Origin of the sequence: Amycolatopsis aidingensis, from assembly GCF_018885265.1 — a bacterium.
Lineage (GTDB): Bacteria > Actinomycetota > Actinomycetes > Mycobacteriales > Pseudonocardiaceae > Amycolatopsis > Amycolatopsis aidingensis.
This window is the reverse complement of the sequence record NZ_CP076538.1, coordinates 707,161-723,660: the sequence shown is the minus strand read 5'-3', so window position 1 is coordinate 723,660 and position 16,500 is coordinate 707,161. Positions and strand designations below refer to the sequence as shown.

Genomic DNA, 16,500 nt, shown 5'->3' with positions numbered 1-16,500 from the left:
TTGCCAAACCGTGACCAGGGGGCCCGCTCAGGATGTCGTTCGTATCGCCACTGTTCCTGTGGTACTTCATGCCGGCGGTGCTGCTCGCCGTGCTGGTGTGCCCGAGGACCTGGCGTAACGGCATCGTCGCCGTCGGCAGCCTGCTCTTCTACGCCACCGGCGCCGGGGCGTTCACCCTGCTGTTGCTCACCTGCATGGTGGTCAACTTCCTGGCCGGGCCCGCGCTGGAGCCCGACGAGTGGGGCATGCGGCCGGCAAGGCGGCGGCGCTGGACGCTGGTCGGGGTGGTCGCCTTCGACCTGTCCATCCTGGTGATCTGGAAGTACGCCGGGTTCGCCACCGAGCAGATCGCGGCCTTCACCCAGCTGCTCGGCGGGGACTTTCCGGTGGTGGAGCTGGCGCTGCCGATCGGGATCTCGTTCTTCACCTTCCACCACATCTCCTACGTGGTGGACATCTACCGCGGCGAACGGCGCGCGCTGCGCAACCCGGTGGCGTTCGGCACCTACATCGCGATGTTCCCGCAGCTGGCCGCGGGACCGATCGTGCGGTATCGGGAGATCGCCGACCAGCTGCCGCAGCTGCGCTCGCACCGGCTGGACGACATCGCGGCCGGATTCCCCCGGTTCGCACTGGGCCTGTGCAAGAAGGCGATCATCGCCGACTCGCTCGCGCCGATGGTGGACGCGTGCTTCGCCACCCCCTCCGAGGAGATGACCTTCAGCATCGCCTGGCTCGGCGCGGTGGCCTACACGCTGCAACTGTTCTTCGACTTCTCCGGGTACTCGGACATGGCGGTCGGGCTCGGCCGGATGCTCGGCTTCCGGCTGCCGGAGAACTTCGCGCGGCCGTACGCCTCGGTGACGATCACCGAGTTCTGGCGCCGCTGGCACATGTCGCTGTCCCGCTGGTTCCGCGACTACGTCTACATCCCGCTCGGCGGCAACCGTGGCGGCGCCCGCAAGACCTATCGCAACCTGTGCATCGTGTTCGTGCTGACCGGTTTCTGGCATGGCGCGGCATGGACCTTCCTGGTCTGGGGCGCCTATCACGGTGCGCTGCTGATCATCGAGCGCGCCTTCGGCTGGGACCGCACCCCCAGCGCCACCGGCCCGCGGATCGCCCGCAGGCTGCTGACCCTGGTCCTGGTGATCTTCGGCTGGGTGTTCTTCAAGTCCGCCGACCTCGGCTCGGCACTGACCATGCTCGGGCACATGTTCCTGCCCGACTTCGAGGGCCTCACCGATCTGGTGGACGCCTCGCTGACCAACCAGCGGCTGGTGATCCTGCTGGCCGCGCTGACCATGTTCGCGCTGCCCGCGCACCCGGTGACCGGCCCCCTGCTGGAATCCTCGCGCAGCCGCCCGGCCACCGCGCTGCGCGTCACCGTGATGACCGTTGGCCTCGCCTACGCCGCCATCCTGGTCGCCACCGGCACCTTCAGCCCCTTTTTGTACTACCAGTTCTAGCGGGCGGCCTGGCTCGGCCTGGCGACCGAAGATCGAATGGACCTCTGAGCTGCGATTATTCCTCTCGACGTTTCTCACGGGTTCTCGTCCATCTCCACCGTCTGACGGCCTGGAGACGGCCTGGCCATGTTGTTCCATGAGAGGTGCGGTGTCCTACTCTCCAACTGGAACGTACCTGGCAGCCAATGGATCGAGATCACGTCGCCGTCGCAAGGAATGTTTCTTGCATCCAAGACGAGAGGCTAGCCAGAAACGTACAACGAGCAAGTTTTCACGTAATGTATTAGCCAAAATCAAGGAATCCGGCGTCGAATTGTCCGCGTGTTTTACACCCATATAACATTCACGCGAGCGTTGCTTCCAGTCGTCAGGATCATCTATTGGAATATACGACATATCGGCTAGAATTTTGCCGAGTGCATCCATGTAGGTAATTTGCCCGCGGCTATTGAATTCCGTGCCGCCGTTGTCGGTCTCCAATTGATACCCGAGCGCCTCAAGTGCGATACCACTCTGGACCATACGAGTTTCCCAAAAACCACCTTGCTGATCAGCCAGCGCAACAACCGGATCAATAGCGCGTGCAAAATGAGAACGTAACTTGAGCCATTTACGCACCCCTTGATAACCAATGTCGTCAAAATTGAACAAAAATTCATTTCTGCGATCACGCTCTTCATGTCTCTGGACCCGATGAGTGACAACCCTAGCCCATCGGGGCCCGGATACGTCTCCACTTAGAAACGTCTCCGGATCGTCGATTCGATTCACCTCTAGACGAGAGAAACCGAACGGATGCCAACCTGCGAGAACAATAAGGTCCCTCATAGCAACATGTTGTTCTAGGTGATCTTTCCAGGCCATGGGCCTTCTTGATGTAGTTTCAAGCTGAACAATGTCATGCGCCGAGAATGTTCCAGCATGACGGGGGAACGAAGTGCGCCATGTTGGTCTCAAATTTAGGTTCATTCGACGATTTAGAGGGGACGGACTAGGTGATTCTAGTTTTATCTGGACCTTCTGAACGCGACCCTGATTATCCGCTTCTGGGTCCGCATGAACGCTTCTCAGTCCAGTCCACTCAACAATCGCTGGAAGTTCTGATCTCACGCCGTTAATCTTGTTGTATCGCAGGCTCTTACCGCCAAGAATTGCAAAGTTGGCGACAATTTTTCCGTGACCTGCCCCTACTGTGGATGTGAACCCGGCGTCACGACAGCCTACCAGTACTACCGTGCCGTCATTATCCTGAAATAACAACACCCGCGGCGGCCTATACTGGCGGCGAACCTTTTCAGGATCTGCCGCATAGTGAATGCCAGACGAAAACCACAGAGCGTACGGGTCATCTGTACTAGCCAGACCCTTAGTTGGAACGGTAAGGACGATTTCCTTTCCGGTATTTTTGAGCATGACAGCTATCTCAGGAGTCTCGGGGTTGTCATCAATGAGCCAACCCATCCGTGTCGTGCCTTCGTCTAGCAAATTTTCGCCCAATGATCTCACTCCTTTGACTTGGCTCTATATCTCAGGCGGAAGGCGTGCTGTTACGGGAGCACAGGCTCCTATGGCCAGCGAGTCTCCTTCCCTTCGCCCTTGCCGCTGCTTTGCGCCGTGCTGGCCGGGTCAAGGGTGAGCGCAGCTCATCGCGGAGCGACGCCGTAGGCGCCCTTGAGGCGGTCGGCGCGGCGTAAGACGATTGTGGCGCGAAGGGGTGTCTAGGTCTGCCGAGCTGGCTATGCGTCATGTGGGTCGCCAGCGGCGGCGTGCTGGGGACCGCCTGTGGTGGCTGCGCCGCGCGGCCCGCCGGGCGTGAGCGGAGCGGCAGCCCGGCGTGTGCCGCGATGGATGCGGCGTGGGCTGTCAGGGTGAGGGGCCGCGTGCGCGCCGCCGCTGGCGGCGCGCCTTGATCCCCTAGAGCCTAATTCGGCAGCACATGACCAGCCGCACCTGTACACGCTAGCAAAGCTGGGCAGGCATTCGCGGGGGTCAAGCATCAACAGGTCAAGCATCAACCGAGTCAGAAAACAACGTTACCGATTCGTCGTCGGTTTTTCGTTTTGTAGGGTTCCGCTGATGGCCCAAACGGCGCATGATGCTCGTTACTGCATGTCGATCAATCGGACAGCGCAGGAGGAACCAATGAAAGTGTCGCCTTACCACTCCAAGAATCCGACCGACCCGGACGTCTATCACGACTACGATGACTGCCCTACGGGACGACAGATTCCGCAGCACAACAAAGCTCCTGGGACAAACAACTACCGTCGCTGCAAGGACTGCATAGACAAGGACTAGCCTCCTGACGGTTCAAGAGGGCGAACTTGCTACCACGCCAGCGTGGAAGCGGTGACTGAGCGTCAGAGAAGTTCACTCGGCTTGGCGGTCGCCACAGTGCTGGTCGGCGCGGTTAACTGCTGGTGGCCTTTTGTGTTCCGCGAGTGAGGAGAGGTCCATGTCGTTGACCGTGCCGCCGGAGTTGGTTGATCAGGCGCAGGCTGGTGAGATCCGGGATGAGGACTTCATCCGCTGTATTCAGGACTCGCTGCCCTACGCCTGGTCGGTGGTGGAGCGCACCGCCGGTGAGCTGGCGGCGGATGGTGGTCCGTTCGTGGTGAACGGGGATGTTCCGCCGGATGAGCAGGCGTGGGGTCAGTTGTTCCGGCTGGTGGCCAGTGATGCGATGCGGGCGGCGGTGGAGCGCCACTTCAACATGCGACTGGCGTTTCAGAACTGCTGCAAGGTGGGGCTGTTCCGGCCGGACGCGACCGCTGAGTATGCCGAGTTCACCTCGGCGCGCTCGCAGATCCTCAATCAGAAGCCTGAGCTGCTGAACTGCTGACGGCAAAGAGCCTGCCGCGTTGATAGCCAACACGGCAGGCTCGTCGTACCCGAACTATGCAGTTATGGCAATGGCGGCACGTCCAGCGTGTATTCAAGCTCGAACCGGTGCGCGTCCAGCAGGATGTCGGCGGTCTCCAGTGGCGTGTCGTCCTTGAGCGTGGTCCGCATGACGATCACCACGGGTGTCCCTCGGCGCAGGTGCAGCGCTTCGATCTCTGAGGGGCGGGGCATACGGGAACGCAGGCGTTCGACCACGCGGGTGGGTCGCATGTCGATCGCGGTGAACCGGTCGACCAGACCGGCGGTCATGTGGATGCCTTCTTCGGGGCGCTCGATGGGGGTGCCCTTGGTGATCGCCAGCGGTTCGTAGGAGTGGGTGAGCATCATGGGCTCGTCGTTGGCGTAGGACACGTAGTCGGTGCGCATCACGTCGGCGCCGACCGGGATGTTCAGCCGCTTCGCAATGTCGGCGTCGGCCCGGTCGGGGTAGGTGGTATGGCTGTAGCGGGGGATGCGTTCGGCGGCGAGGGCTTCTTCGGCGAAGGGGGCGCCGGGGTTGGTGCGGTAGTGCTGGGATGAGCGCCTGACCAGCGGTTGGTACCGGCGGACGAACGCGCCGATGCGCTTGGTCCGGTCGATCAGTCCTTCGTTTTCCAGGATGTCCAGTGCTTGCCGGGCCACAATGCGAGACACGTCGTACTGCTCGCTCAGCGCTTCTTGTGACGGTAGTCGCTCGCCAGGGGGCAGGCTTCCGTTCACGATTTGCTCGCGCAAAGCGGCGGCTATCCGCTCGTACATGTGCTCTGACACCGGGCTCCTCCTCAGCTCTCTGCGCCTGCGCGCCGAGTCTAGTTGACTTGGCATACCAAGTCTTGGTATACCTAGATGCACCTTGGCATACCAAGGGCTAGGGAGCAAGGCAGTAGCGACGAGAGCAAGGTGACAACTGATGGCGATCCCCAAGGGGTTCCGGTTCCCGGTGGACTTCGATGAAGCGTTCCCGCAGGGCTTGGTGATGGTCGGTGAGGTCGCCCCGGACAACGAGTACCTGTCCAACGATGAGCGGGCGCGGGGCAGGCAGCCCAAGCAGAAGGTGGACGAGCGGACCGGCAAGCGGCAGTGGAAGGTCACGGTGACCGATCCGAGCGAGACCAACGCGAAGCGGGCCTCGTTCGAGGTGGTCTTCCTCGCCGACGTGCAGCCGGTACCGACCACTACGGAGGCGCTGCCGGGTATGCGGCCGATCGAGCTGGACGGGCTCACGGCTGAGCCGAAGGTCGCGGGCAACGGTGAGTTCAAGTACCAGTCCTACGTGTTCCGCGCGACCGGGTTCAAGGCAACCGGTAGTGGCCGCTCGGCGGGCAAGGGCTCCGGCAGCTCGGCGAACACGGCGGCGGCCGGTGAGTCGGGCAAGGCTGCGGCATGAGGTCGCAGGCACCCAAGACCGGTGACCGGTCGGTGACCTTCAACGAGCTGGTCAAGGCGTGGGAGCACGCCTACAGCGTGTACTGCGAGGTGTCGGGCCGGGTGGTGTCCAGCCACCCGCCCGCCCTGGCGGAGGCGCAGGAGATGACCTGGGCCTGCGCCAACGTGGCGCACGCCTGGCACAAGATCGCGGCGACCCGGGGCCTGCCGTGGTGGGCAGTGGCCGCTGCCGAATCGGCAGCGCAGGCGTTCGAAGGGCTGGCACGTCAGTGGGGCCACACAGCGAACAGGATAAGCAGCGGAGCAACCGACGATGACTTTCAACGCCCGGTGGACACCCGGGCCGCAAGCGGTAGCGGGGATGCACACGGTCGGTCTGGGGATTCACCAGGTGGGTCTGGTGGTGTACCTCGACCCGGACAGCCTGGCCATTCTCCCGCCACCCAACCCGGACCACTGGCCCGCGTTCGTCCGGCTCCTTCGCCAACTCAGCGACGGCGCGCTTGAGCTGGCCGACTTCCTCGACACAGCACGGAAAGGAGGTGAGCACCGTGGGAGTACGACTCGGCTACTCCGAGGTCAGCCCCGGGAGCACGGATGAGGCGCACGAGATGATCGGCCGGGCCATGCCTCGCGGGGATGCGGATCTGTCGGTGTGGCTGACGTTCTACCGCCAGTGCGCGGCGGTGTACGAATCGCTGGGCGAGGCCGGGAAGTACTGGCGGGACAAGGAGCTGCACAAGGCCAAGCTGTGTGAGCAGAAGATGGCTGCGGCAAGGGAGCAGCAGAACAACCCCGAATAACAACATTCCACAATAGACACTAATTGACACGCGGATTCGCGTGGTGGTGAAGCACGTCCTGAAACAGTCGATTGTGGACGTAAGACGCAGAACCGGAACCCTGGCTACCAACCTTCGCCGGTTCTGCGCTGTTCACCCCGTCATGGAGTAGAACAATGGCAAGGCTAGACAACACACCACGGTCGGCGCCAGAGGGGGTCCCCCAACCGCGCCCAACCCGGTGTGCCACCTGCAAGAGGTTCGCTCGGCTGCTGCCGGGCGAGGCCACCTGCAACCGGTGCGCGGGCAGGCTCCCGCTACCCCTCCCAGTGGTTGGGGGTGGTCGGTGATGGGTGCGCGGGAGTCGCGCTGGGTGGATCCGGCGCCGTTGGAGATCGCCCGGCCTCGGTTGCCGTGGTGGACCCTGCTGCCCGGCTGGGTCAAGCTCGTCTGTCTGCCGGTCGCTGTGGTCTGGGTGCTGGCGTGGCTGCTGGCGCTGCTGGGTCGGGTGGTGTGGCGCTACCCGCTGCTCGTGCTCGCCGCTGTGGTGACGGCCTGGTTCGACATGATCGCGGGTCACTGGGCGGTGGGCGGCACGGTCGCCGGGCTCACGGTGGGGCTGGTGGTGTGGTGGCGGGTGCATCCGGACTCGTTCTGGCGCATCGCCGGACCGGCCCGCTCCGAGATCCGGCAACTCGCGGTCTACTCGGCCGACTGGCGGTCGGTGATGCGGCTGTCAGACCTGGTCAAGCTCGTACGCGGCAAAGAACACCGCCCGAAACTCGGCCGGGTCCGCTCCGAGGGATGGCGGGACCGGGTGCGGGTCCGCATGGTCAAGGGCCAGGCGCCGGAGCAGTGGGAAGCCCACGCCTCGGGGTTGGCGCATGCCTTCAAGGCGTCCTCGTGCCGGGTGCGGGTGCGCAAGCCGGGTCGCCTGGAGCTGGACTTCGTGCACCGTGACCCACTCCAGCGGCCGATTCCGGCCCCGGCACTGGCGGACGATGCAGCCGGGGTGGATCTGAAGCGGCTGCCGGTCGGGCGCACCGAGACCGGGAAGCTGTGGCGGCTGCGGCTGCTCGCCCGGCACCTGCTCGTCGTGGGCGTGTCCGGCGCCGGGAAGGGTTCACTGCTGTGGGCCATCGTCCGTGCCCTGGCGCCGATGATCCGCACCGGGCAGGTCCGGCTGTACGGGATCGACCCGAAGGGCGGGATGGAACTCGGGCAGGCTCCGGAAGTGTTCGGCAATCGGGTGGTGTTCGACAACGGGCCGGATGCGGTGGCGCTGCTGGAAGACATCGCCACCGAGGTCAAGACCCGGGCTTCGCGGTATCGGGGCTGGTTGCGGTCCTGGTCGCCGTCGACGGGTGATCCGTTCCTGCTGCTGGTGGTGGACGAGCTGGCGGACGTGATCGCCTACCAGCCGGACAAAACCCTGCGCGAACGCGCGACCAGGGCCGTGCAGACCATCACCAGCCAAGGCCGCGCCCCGGGCGTGTGCGTCCTCGGCCTGCTCCAAGACCCGCGTAAGGAGGTGGTGGGGTTCCGGCACCTGTTCACCACCCGGATCGCGATGCGCCTGGATGAGAAGCAACAGGTCGACATGGTGTTAGGGGACGGGGTGCGTGAGCGGGGCGCGACGGCGCATGAGATCTCGGAGCAGACCCCGGGTGTCGCCTGGGCGAAGGAAGACGGGCGGCGGGAACCGTTCCGTGCCCGGGCGTTCCACGTGACTGATGACGATCTGGATGAGCTGGTCACGACCGTGACCGGGGTGCCTACCCATCGGGCGCAAGTCCTGTCGTTCCCCGAGCGCGGCGAGCGGGATGGGGGTGCAGTGGCATGAACACCACCACAGAGGACGTGCGGCCGTTCCTGGACGCTTTCCGGGCGCACCTGGACGGGTATGGCCTTCCGGGGCCGTATTCGGTGCGGGTGTCGGCGGACGACGATCGGCCGGTGGAGGTCCACCTCTCGCCGGGACGGGGTGCGCTGGCCGGGGCGCTGCTGGCCTGGGCCGCCACCCTCGACCATCCGCATGTTGAGTTGCGCCGCTACACCACCGCCGGAGACGGGGTGCTGGTCACCGTGTGCGGGCGGATGCCCTCCGGGTTCCCGATCGAGGTCTGGGGCGGGCTCGCCTACGACCCGGCCGTGTTCCCCACCCTCACCGCCGGGGTGACCCAGCATGCGCCGCTCTCGCTGCTGCACGAGTGGACCGGGGAGGTGGCCGCCTGATGAGCACCACGTCAGAAGCCGCCGGCCGGACTCGGGCGGAGCGGATGCGGCTGCCCTTATCGACTGAGGTGGTGGCGGCCACGGCGGAAAAGCACGGGGTGTGTGTGCGGCCGTTCACCATGGAGGTCGGCGATCCCGACACCGGGGAACTGCGCTACGTCCCCGTGCCGTGTGGCAGCACCGTGGAAAGTGTGTGCCTGCCGTGTGCGCGGAAGGCGAAGGCGCTGCGGCAGGCGCAGTGCCGCGAGGGCTGGCACCTGACCGAGGAACCCGACTTCACCCCCGAGCCTCCCACCCAGCAGCAGACCGAACTGCTGGAGGCGCGGGCGGACCTCGTGCACGCCTACCGGCAAGCCCTGGGCGAGGGTGAGGCTGGGCAGGCCGAAGAGCTGCGCGACGACATCCGGGGTCTGGATGACGAGTTACGGGCGACGGGGATGCGGGGACGGCTGCCCTCCCCGGAACCGGCCGTGACTCCGGCTCGGAAGCGGTCCACCCGGCGGCGACAGGACGCACCGGACCTGCCGCGTAAGAAGGTCGCCAAGACCACGGTCGGGCGGGAGTATGCGGGCCGGTTCCGGCCATCCATGTTCGTCACCCTCACCCTGGACACCTACGGCCGGGTCCGCGACGACGGCACCCCCGTCGACCCGGACTCCTACGACTATCGCAGGGCGGCGCGGGATGCGGTGCACTTCTCCGCCTTGGTCGACCGGTGGTGGCAGAACCTGCGCCGGGTCGTGGGGTGGGACGTGCAGTACTTCGCCACCGTGGAACCGCAGAAGCGGGCGGCTCCGCATCTGCACACGGCGATTCGGGGGTCGGTTCCGCATGAGGTGATCCGGCAGGTCACCGCGGCCACCTACCACCAAGTCTGGTGGCCCCAGCATGACGAGCTGGTCTACGACAGTGACCGGCTACCCGAGTGGGACATGCGCGCTCGTGGGTTCGTGGACCCCGACACCCGGCAACCCCTCACCGCCTGGGATGCGGCGGTGGATGCGGTGGAGGAACCCGCGCATGTGGTGGCCTTCGGGCGGCAGGTGCACTCCAAGGGCATCCTCGGCGGCACCGAAGAAGCCGGGCGGCACATCGGGTACCTGACCAAGTACCTCACCAAAGCAACCGGCGAAGTCGTGGAAGCCGAGGGCGCGCGGCAGCGGGAACACCACGAACGGCTCCACGCGGAACTCGCTGTGACCCCGTGTTCGCCTCGGTGTGCGGTGTGGCTGCTGTACGGGGTGCAACCCAAAGGGGCGCACGGCCGGATGACACCCGGCCACTGCAAAAGCAGGGCGCACCGGCGGTCCACCCTCTGCCTGCCCGGACGGCGGGTGCTGGTCTCCCGGAAGTGGTCGGGTAAGTCCCTGGCCGACCACAAGGCGGACCGCAAGGCGTTCGTGCGGGACGCGCTGGCCGCGATCGGGATCGAGAAGCCCGAGCAGGACACCTCCCGGCTGATGTGGCGCAAGGTCCCACCCGGTGACCCGAACGTGCCGCCCCGGGCGCATCTGCTGATGCACGCGATCGCGGAACGCATCTCCTGGCGGGCCGAATACGACCGGGCACTGCTCGCCGCGCAGGGACCGCCAGGCGGGGCAGAAACTTCGGCAACTCGGCAAGCGGTCTGACCGGGGAGGGGGACGGCATGGAGCACACACGAAGGTTCGAGCGACTATGGACGGCCGAGGATGTCTCGGCGTACCTCGGCGTGCCGGTGAAGACGCTCTACCAATGGAAATGGCGCGGCGAGGGACCGCCGGTCCGCAAGATCGGACGGCACCTGCGTTACGACCGGGCTGCCCTGCAAACCTGGCTTGATCAGGAGGCGGCAGCCTGATGGGACACATTCAAGATCGGTGGTACCGGCCGAGGAAAGATGAGTCCGGTCAGCCAGTGTTCAACGCGCGTGGGAAGCCGGAGCTCGAACGAACCGAGCTGTACGGCGTCGGCATGCGCTACAAGGTGCGCTACGTCGACCCGACTGGGAAGGAACGCAGCAAGTCGTTCCCGGACAAGCAAAAGCGTGCGGCCGAGGAGTTCTTGAACCGGGTCGAGCACGAGATGAACCGGGGAAGCTACACGGACCCGGACGCCGGGAAGGTGCCGTTCCGGGAGTACGGCGAAAGCTGGCTACGGTCGCAGACGTTCGAGGAGTCCACACGCGAGTCAACCGGGGTACGGCTACGGAAGCATGTCTACCCCTACCTCGGTGACAAGTACCTGGACATGATCAAACCGTCGGTGATCAGGGAATGGGACCGGGCGCTACAACAGCAGGGCCTGGCGGCGAGCTACCGGCAGGTGCTGTTCATCCATGTACAGGCCATCCTGAACGCGGCGATTGACGATGAGCTGATCCGGAAGAACCCGTGCAACGCGTCCTCGGTCCGCAAGCCACAGATTCAGCCCCGGAAGATCGTGCCATGGACGCTGGAGCGGGTACATGCCGTGCACGAGGCGATCTCGGAGCGTTACAAGATCACGGTCACGCTGGGTGCCGGGCTCGGCCTGCGGCAGGGTGAGGTCTTCGGGCTCGCCGTCGATGACGTGGACTTCGGCAACGGCAGCGTGACCGTGCAACGGCAGGTCAAGATCGTGTACGGCAAGCCGTGCTTCGGACCGCCCAAGCGGGGCAAGGTGCGTGAGATCCCGCTGCCAGACTCGGTGGCGCACGCGCTCCGTGAGCACTCGGCGAGGTTTCCTCCGCTCACGGTCACGCTTCCATGGCAGCATCCGGATGGTGAACCCGTCTCGGCGACGGTCTACGTCTACAGCCGGGACCGCAGAGCGGCTTGGCGGCCGGTCTACAACCAGTGGACGTGGGTGCCCGCGCTGGAGAAGGCGGGGGTGGTCCGGGTCTCGCGGGTCGATGGGTTCCACGCGCTGCGGCACTTCTACGCCTCCACCCTGCTCGACGCTGGCGAGACGATCACTGCCCTCGCGGAGTACCTGGGTCACGCAGATCCGGGCTTCACCCTGCGGACGTACACGCACTTGATGCCGTCCAGCAAGGACCGGACCCGGCGGGCTGTCGACAAGGCGTTCGGGTTCCGGCCTGGCTCCCCCGAACGGCCCGATGACGGCCTGGCGGCCTGAATGATCTCCATTACCGCAGGTCAGAAGGGAGACCGTGACCACTACTACCAGTTCTGAACCAAGCTCACCGACCGACAACCCAGCGCCCTGAACGTGGCGATCGAGACACTGGACGTTGCGAACGGCACTTTTGGGACGTTGAACGTCCCGAAAGCCACGTTCAGGGCATTCGTGGGGTGGGGGAAGGGCGGTCCAGGACGGCGAGCTGATCGGGGTGGAAGGAGTCGCGGCGGGGTGGGGGTAGCCAGGTGTCCGGGCGCTCATGCCGTTGCCTGCCCAGCTCCACCAGATCCAGCGGGGCGTCCAGGTCGATCCCGTGCTCCTTGGAGCCGGGGAAGCGGCTCAGTCGCAGCCCTTCCGGCTGCACTTCGATCCCGACCGCCACCAGGTACGTCCCGCCGAGTGCGTCGGTGAAGCCCGCCCATGCGCCGGCGAACCGCCACACCGCGGCCCGGACCGGGGTGCCCTCCACGTCCCAGGTGACCCGGCGCCACTCGGCGTGCCGCTTGGCCTGTTGCTCCGCGTGTTCGACCAGCGCGGGGATCAGCCCGTCCGGGCGCTGCACCGCCGCGTCCGGCAGGGTCAGGTTGACCAGGCCGAAGGCGGCGCTGAACGCGACCGGGGCGAGGTTGTCGCCGCCACGGGGAGTGAACGTCGCGTCGTAGCGCGAGCGGGGCAGGGTACCGATCCGTACCCCGCCGGAGCCGTCCTCGGCGCGATGGCCCAGCCACAGCGCCCAGGCAGGCGCACCCTGTTTGGCCTCGAAGAAGTCCAGCCACCTCGGTCCCTGCCAGGCCTGGTCCAGCCCGTACACGGGGAAGTCCGGGGGCGGGGACACCGGCTCTACCGCAGTGCTCATCCGGACATCCTGCACCTCGTCGTCCAAGATCGCAGCTTCTGCCGGTATGTCCGGATCAGGCAACCGGTGAGGTCCCTTCTGGGAAAGACCACGCCACCCCGGCGGGGTTGACTGCCCGTTACCAGTCGTCGCGGACAGGAGGGAAACATGCCCGAGCAGGCCACCACCGAGTTCTGGAAGGGCCTCAAGCCGATCCAGAACTCCTTCAAGCCGGATGCGCAACCGGAGGTCTACCTCTCCCAGGTTGCCACCGATGACGACCGCTACTACGCGCCCTTCACCGACACCGTCGGATCACGTCCACTGTGGATCAACGTGAAGGACAACTCCTGGTCGGACATCCTGCGCGCCAAGGAGGCCGGACTGGTCAACCGGCACTACCATCCGCACGAGGTGTTCGCCTACACCATCTCCGGCAAATGGGGGTACCTGGAACGCCCCTGGACGGCCTCGGCAGGCGACTTCGTGTACGAGGCCCCCGGCGAGGGGCACACCCTGGTCGCCTACGAGAGCGACGAGCCGATGAAGACGATGTTCATCGTCAAGGGTCCGCTGATCTGGCTGGACGAGAACGGCGACACAGCCGGGTTCTTCGATGTGCACGACTACATCGACCTGTGCCGCAAGCATTACGAGAAGGTCGGCATCGGCGCCGACTACGTCAACTCGCTCTTCCGCTGAGGTCAGGCGATCACCATGTTCGGCAACCGGTCACCGGCGACCCCCGCGCGGCGGTACGAGTACCTGCTACTGACGGTCCTGTTCCTGTCCTTCGGTTTCGTGTTCTTCGATCGGCAGGCACTGTCCTTTCTGGCGCCCTATATCGACGGCGACTTCGGGCTCTCCAACACCGAGCTCGGCACGCTGTCCGGGGTACTCGCACTCACCTGGGCCCTTTCCGGCCTGTTCTTCGGCAGGCTCTCCGACCGGCTCGGCACCCGCAAGCCGATCCTGATCGCCGCGGTCCTCATGTTCTCCGTATTCTCCGCCGCATCCGGGCTGATGACCGGGTTCGTCGGGCTGCTGATCGCCAGGGCGCTGATGGGCATCGCCGAGGGCGCGGTGTTGCCGATCGCGCAGTCGCTGATGGTGGAGGCCTCGGCCGAGCACCGGCGCGGGCTGAACATGGGGCTGGTGCAGGGCTCATCGGCCGGTCTGCTCGGCGGCATCGTCTGCCCGCTGGTGGCGGTGTGGATCGCCGAGGAGCACGGCTGGCGGACGGCCTTCCACCTCACCATCATTCCCGGGCTGCTGATCGCGCTGTGGATCTGGCGCTCGGTCCGGGAGACCCCTCCGCTCGGCCGGGTCACGGCGACCACCGAACGCACCCCAACCGCGGAGAAACCCTCGCTGTGGCAGGTGCTGCGGCACCGCAACGTGCTGCTGTGCGTACTGGCCGCCTGCTGCTATCTCACCTGGTTCATCGTGATCATCACCTTCACCCCGAAGTACCTTACCGATGTCAAGGGCTTCGCACCGGGAACCATGAGCGCCGTCATGACCTGCTTCGGGGTGGCCTGGGTGGTGTGGGGCTTCCTCACTCCCGCGATCTCCGATCGGATCGGGCGCAAGACCACGATGATCGCCTTCACCGCGGTCGCCGCGCTCTGCCCGCTGGCCGTGGTGTACGTGGCGGATCCGTTGCTGCTGGGCGTGATCGTGGTGCTGACCTACACCGGACTCGGCTGCTTCACCCTGTTCATGGCCACCATCCCGGCGGAGACCGTGCACCCGGCGGCCCTGGCCACCGCGCTCGGCCTGGTGATGGGCGTCGGCGAGCTAGCGGGCGGCTTCCTCGGCCCGCTGGTCGCCGGCTGGGCCTCCGACATCTGGGGCCTGCAGTCGGCGATGTTCATCGCCGCCGGTGGCGCGGTACTCGTGGTGCTGCTCTCCCTCGGGCTGCGGGAAACCGCGCCGATGGTGCTGCGCAGGCGCGCCGCCGCGGCCGCTCAGGAACCGGAGCCGGTCCGATGAGGGCCGCGGTGTGGCACGGCGCCAAGGACGTCCGGGTGACCACTGTGGACATTCCGGAACCCCGGCCAGGCGAGGTGCGGATCGAAGTTGCCTACTGCGGGATCTGCGGCAGCGACCTGCACGAGTACACCTCCGGCCCGCATGCCATCCCGGTGACCGAGCCGCATCCGGCCTCCGGGGTACGCGCTCCGCTGGTGCTGGGGCACGAGTTCTGCGGGACGATCACCGCGACCGGGCCGGAGGTCTCCGGGCTGGTGCCGGGCACCAAGGTCGCCGTGGAGCCGAACTACCGGTGCGGGACCTGTGCCCGCTGCGCCGCCGGGGAGTACAACATCTGCAGGCACTTCGGTTTCGCCGGGCTGATGGGCAACGGTGGCCTCGCCGAGTACGCCACCGTGCCCGCCTACATGGTGCATCCGCTGCCGGACTCCTTCCCGCTGGAGCAGGCCGCGCTGCTGGAACCGGCCGCGGTGGCCCTGCACTCGCTGCGCCGCGCCGAGCTGCTCCCTGCCGACACCATGCTGGTGCTCGGGCTCGGTCCGATCGGTCTGCTCATCGTGCAGCTGGCCGCCCAGCGCGGAGTACGCCGGATCATCGCCGCGGACCTCAACCCGAAGCGGCTGGACCTGGCGATCCGCCTTGGCGCCACGGACATCCTGGACGCCAGGCAACCCGACCTCCCTGGGGTGGTGCGCGCACTGACCGACGGGACCGGGGTGGACCTCGCGTTCGAGGTGGTCGGCGCGCAGACCACGGTGCGGACCTGCCTGGCGTCGACCCGGCCTGGCGGCCGGATGATCCTGGTCGGACTGGGCGGCGAGCTGCGCATCGACGCCTTCGCCCTGGTCAACGACGAGCAGTCGATCATCACCAGCGTCGGCTACCGGGACTGCCATCCCGAGCTGATCCGGCTGGTCGGCGAGGGTTCGCTGGACCTGAGCCCGCTGATCACCTCGATCATCCCGCTGGAGGACGTGGTCACCGCCGGGTTCCATGCGCTCACCGAGGGCACCGACCAGATCAAGGTGCTGGTCCGGCCGGGGGCCGGGGCGTGACCGGCGCGCTGGCGCCCGGCCTCTTCGCCGGTGGCACGGTACTGGTCACCGGCGGGACCTCGGGGATCGGCGCGGCGACAGCCGCGCTGTTCGCCGAGCTCGGGGCGCGGGTCCGGGTGCTGGGGCTGCCCCCGGCCGACCCCGGCGACCTTCCAGCGCACGAGCGGATCGAGCTGACCGAGGCCGATGTCACCGACTCCGCCGGGCTGGCCGGGTGGATCGCGGCGGCGGACCGGATCGACCACCTGGTCAACTGTGCCGGCATCAGCCAGGACCGGCGGGAGTACCGGGCCGCGTCCTGGGAGCGGGTGCTCGCGGTCAACCTCGGCGCGGTGCTGGTGGCCAGCGAGGCGGCCCGCGAGCGGCTGGCCGAGAGCCGGGGCAGCATAGTCAACCTGTCCTCGATGTTCGCCTTCTTCGGCAGCAGGGACCGGCCGGCCTACAGCGCCAGCAAGGGCGGGGTGTCCCAGCTGACCAGGTCGCTGGCCGCGGAGTACGCCCAGCTGGGGGTGCGGGTGAACGCCGTGGCCCCCGGGTTCGTGGTGACCCCGCTGGCCCGCGGGGTGCTGGACGACCCGGCGGCCACCGAGGCCGTGCTAGCCCGCACCCCGCTGGGCCGCCTCGGCACCCCGGCCGAGGTCGCCGCCGTGATCGCCTTCCTGTGCTCCCCCGCGGCCGGGTACGTCACCGGGGCGGTGCTGCCGGTGGACGGCGGGTATCTGGCCTGCTGAACGGCGCGGGCGTGACGTGGGACACCG

16 protein-coding genes are annotated in these 16,500 nt (G+C 66.5%); 13 read left to right on the top strand and 3 right to left on the bottom strand.

The features are described from left to right. The first annotated feature begins 32 nt into the window (after positions 1–32). A complete protein-coding gene (locus tag KOI47_RS03555; RefSeq protein WP_216213948.1) occupies positions 33–1,469 on the top strand; it encodes an MBOAT family O-acyltransferase in 1,437 nt (478 codons plus the stop codon). Between the two features lie 153 nt (positions 1,470–1,622). Here KOI47_RS03555 and KOI47_RS03550 read toward each other — a convergent pair whose 3' ends face one another. Continuing rightward, positions 1,623–2,966 carry an ApeA N-terminal domain 1-containing protein gene (locus KOI47_RS03550; RefSeq protein WP_216213945.1) on the bottom strand — a complete coding sequence of 448 codons (1,344 nt, stop codon included), beginning with the start codon at positions 2,964–2,966 and terminating at the stop codon, positions 1,623–1,625. A 958-nt stretch (positions 2,967–3,924) separates the two neighbouring features. Here KOI47_RS03550 and KOI47_RS03545 point away from each other — a divergent pair. Then, positions 3,925–4,311 carry an SCO5389 family protein gene (locus tag KOI47_RS03545; RefSeq protein WP_216213943.1) on the top strand — a complete coding sequence of 129 codons (387 nt, stop codon included), beginning with the start codon at positions 3,925–3,927 and terminating at the stop codon, positions 4,309–4,311. Between the two features lie 62 nt (positions 4,312–4,373). Here the strand turns inward: KOI47_RS03545 and KOI47_RS03540 are convergent, their stop codons facing one another. Beyond that, the gene (locus KOI47_RS03540) at positions 4,374–5,123 is read right to left on the bottom strand and encodes a GntR family transcriptional regulator (RefSeq protein ID WP_216213941.1); all 750 of its coding nucleotides are present in this window, start codon (positions 5,121–5,123) and stop codon (positions 4,374–4,376) included. A gap of 139 nt (positions 5,124–5,262) precedes the next feature. On the opposite strand from KOI47_RS03540, the gene KOI47_RS03535 reads away from it, so the two are divergent. From KOI47_RS03535 to KOI47_RS03505, 7 genes are all read left to right on the top strand, one after another. Beyond that, positions 5,263–5,739, top strand: a complete 477-nt coding sequence (locus tag KOI47_RS03535; RefSeq protein ID WP_216213939.1) for a hypothetical protein — start codon at positions 5,263–5,265, stop codon at positions 5,737–5,739. Between the two features lie 541 nt (positions 5,740–6,280). Further along, positions 6,281–6,541: an AMED_5909 family protein gene (locus KOI47_RS03530; RefSeq protein WP_216213937.1), complete on the top strand. Its 261-nt coding sequence runs from the start codon at positions 6,281–6,283 to the stop codon at positions 6,539–6,541. Positions 6,542–6,869: 328 nt separating this feature from the next. Further along, positions 6,870–8,363, top strand: coding sequence for an FtsK/SpoIIIE domain-containing protein (locus KOI47_RS03525; RefSeq protein ID WP_216213935.1), 1,494 nt, complete (start codon positions 6,870–6,872; stop codon positions 8,361–8,363). Continuing rightward, positions 8,360–8,755 carry a hypothetical protein gene (locus tag KOI47_RS03520; RefSeq protein WP_216213932.1) on the top strand — a complete coding sequence of 132 codons (396 nt, stop codon included), beginning with the start codon at positions 8,360–8,362 and terminating at the stop codon, positions 8,753–8,755. Before KOI47_RS03525 ends, KOI47_RS03520 begins: the two co-directional genes overlap by 4 nt. Further along, a complete protein-coding gene (locus KOI47_RS03515; protein WP_216213930.1) occupies positions 8,755–10,386 on the top strand; it encodes a replication initiator in 1,632 nt (543 codons plus the stop codon). Before KOI47_RS03520 ends, KOI47_RS03515 begins: the two co-directional genes overlap by 1 nt. A gap of 17 nt (positions 10,387–10,403) precedes the next feature. Further along, entirely contained in the window at positions 10,404–10,595 is a 192-nt protein-coding gene (locus tag KOI47_RS03510) for a helix-turn-helix transcriptional regulator (protein ID WP_216213928.1), read from the top strand. A gap of 56 nt (positions 10,596–10,651) precedes the next feature. Further along, positions 10,652–11,854 (top strand): tyrosine-type recombinase/integrase, encoded by a 1,203-nt coding sequence (locus KOI47_RS03505; RefSeq protein ID WP_232376519.1) that lies wholly within the window; start codon positions 10,652–10,654, stop codon positions 11,852–11,854. A gap of 160 nt (positions 11,855–12,014) precedes the next feature. On the opposite strand, the gene KOI47_RS03500 is transcribed toward KOI47_RS03505, so the two are convergent. Then, entirely contained in the window at positions 12,015–12,713 is a 699-nt protein-coding gene (locus KOI47_RS03500; RefSeq protein ID WP_216213924.1) for a hypothetical protein, read from the bottom strand. Positions 12,714–12,860: 147 nt separating this feature from the next. Between KOI47_RS03500 and KOI47_RS03495 the strand changes: the two genes are divergently transcribed. From KOI47_RS03495 to KOI47_RS03480, 4 genes are read left to right on the top strand one after another with little or no spacing between them, the layout of a single operon-like run. Next, positions 12,861–13,394, top strand: coding sequence for a 2,4'-dihydroxyacetophenone dioxygenase family protein (locus KOI47_RS03495; protein ID WP_216213922.1), 534 nt, complete (start codon positions 12,861–12,863; stop codon positions 13,392–13,394). Positions 13,395–13,409: 15 nt separating this feature from the next. Then, a complete protein-coding gene (locus KOI47_RS03490) occupies positions 13,410–14,687 on the top strand; it encodes an MFS transporter (RefSeq protein WP_216213920.1) in 1,278 nt (425 codons plus the stop codon). Beyond that, the gene (locus KOI47_RS03485) at positions 14,684–15,742 is read left to right on the top strand and encodes a 2,3-butanediol dehydrogenase (protein WP_216213918.1); all 1,059 of its coding nucleotides are present in this window, start codon (positions 14,684–14,686) and stop codon (positions 15,740–15,742) included. The genes KOI47_RS03490 and KOI47_RS03485 overlap by 4 nt, the downstream gene beginning before the upstream one ends. Beyond that, positions 15,739–16,473, top strand: a complete 735-nt coding sequence (locus KOI47_RS03480) for an SDR family NAD(P)-dependent oxidoreductase (protein ID WP_232376518.1) — start codon at positions 15,739–15,741, stop codon at positions 16,471–16,473. Before KOI47_RS03485 ends, KOI47_RS03480 begins: the two co-directional genes overlap by 4 nt. Positions 16,474–16,500 lie beyond the last annotated feature (27 nt).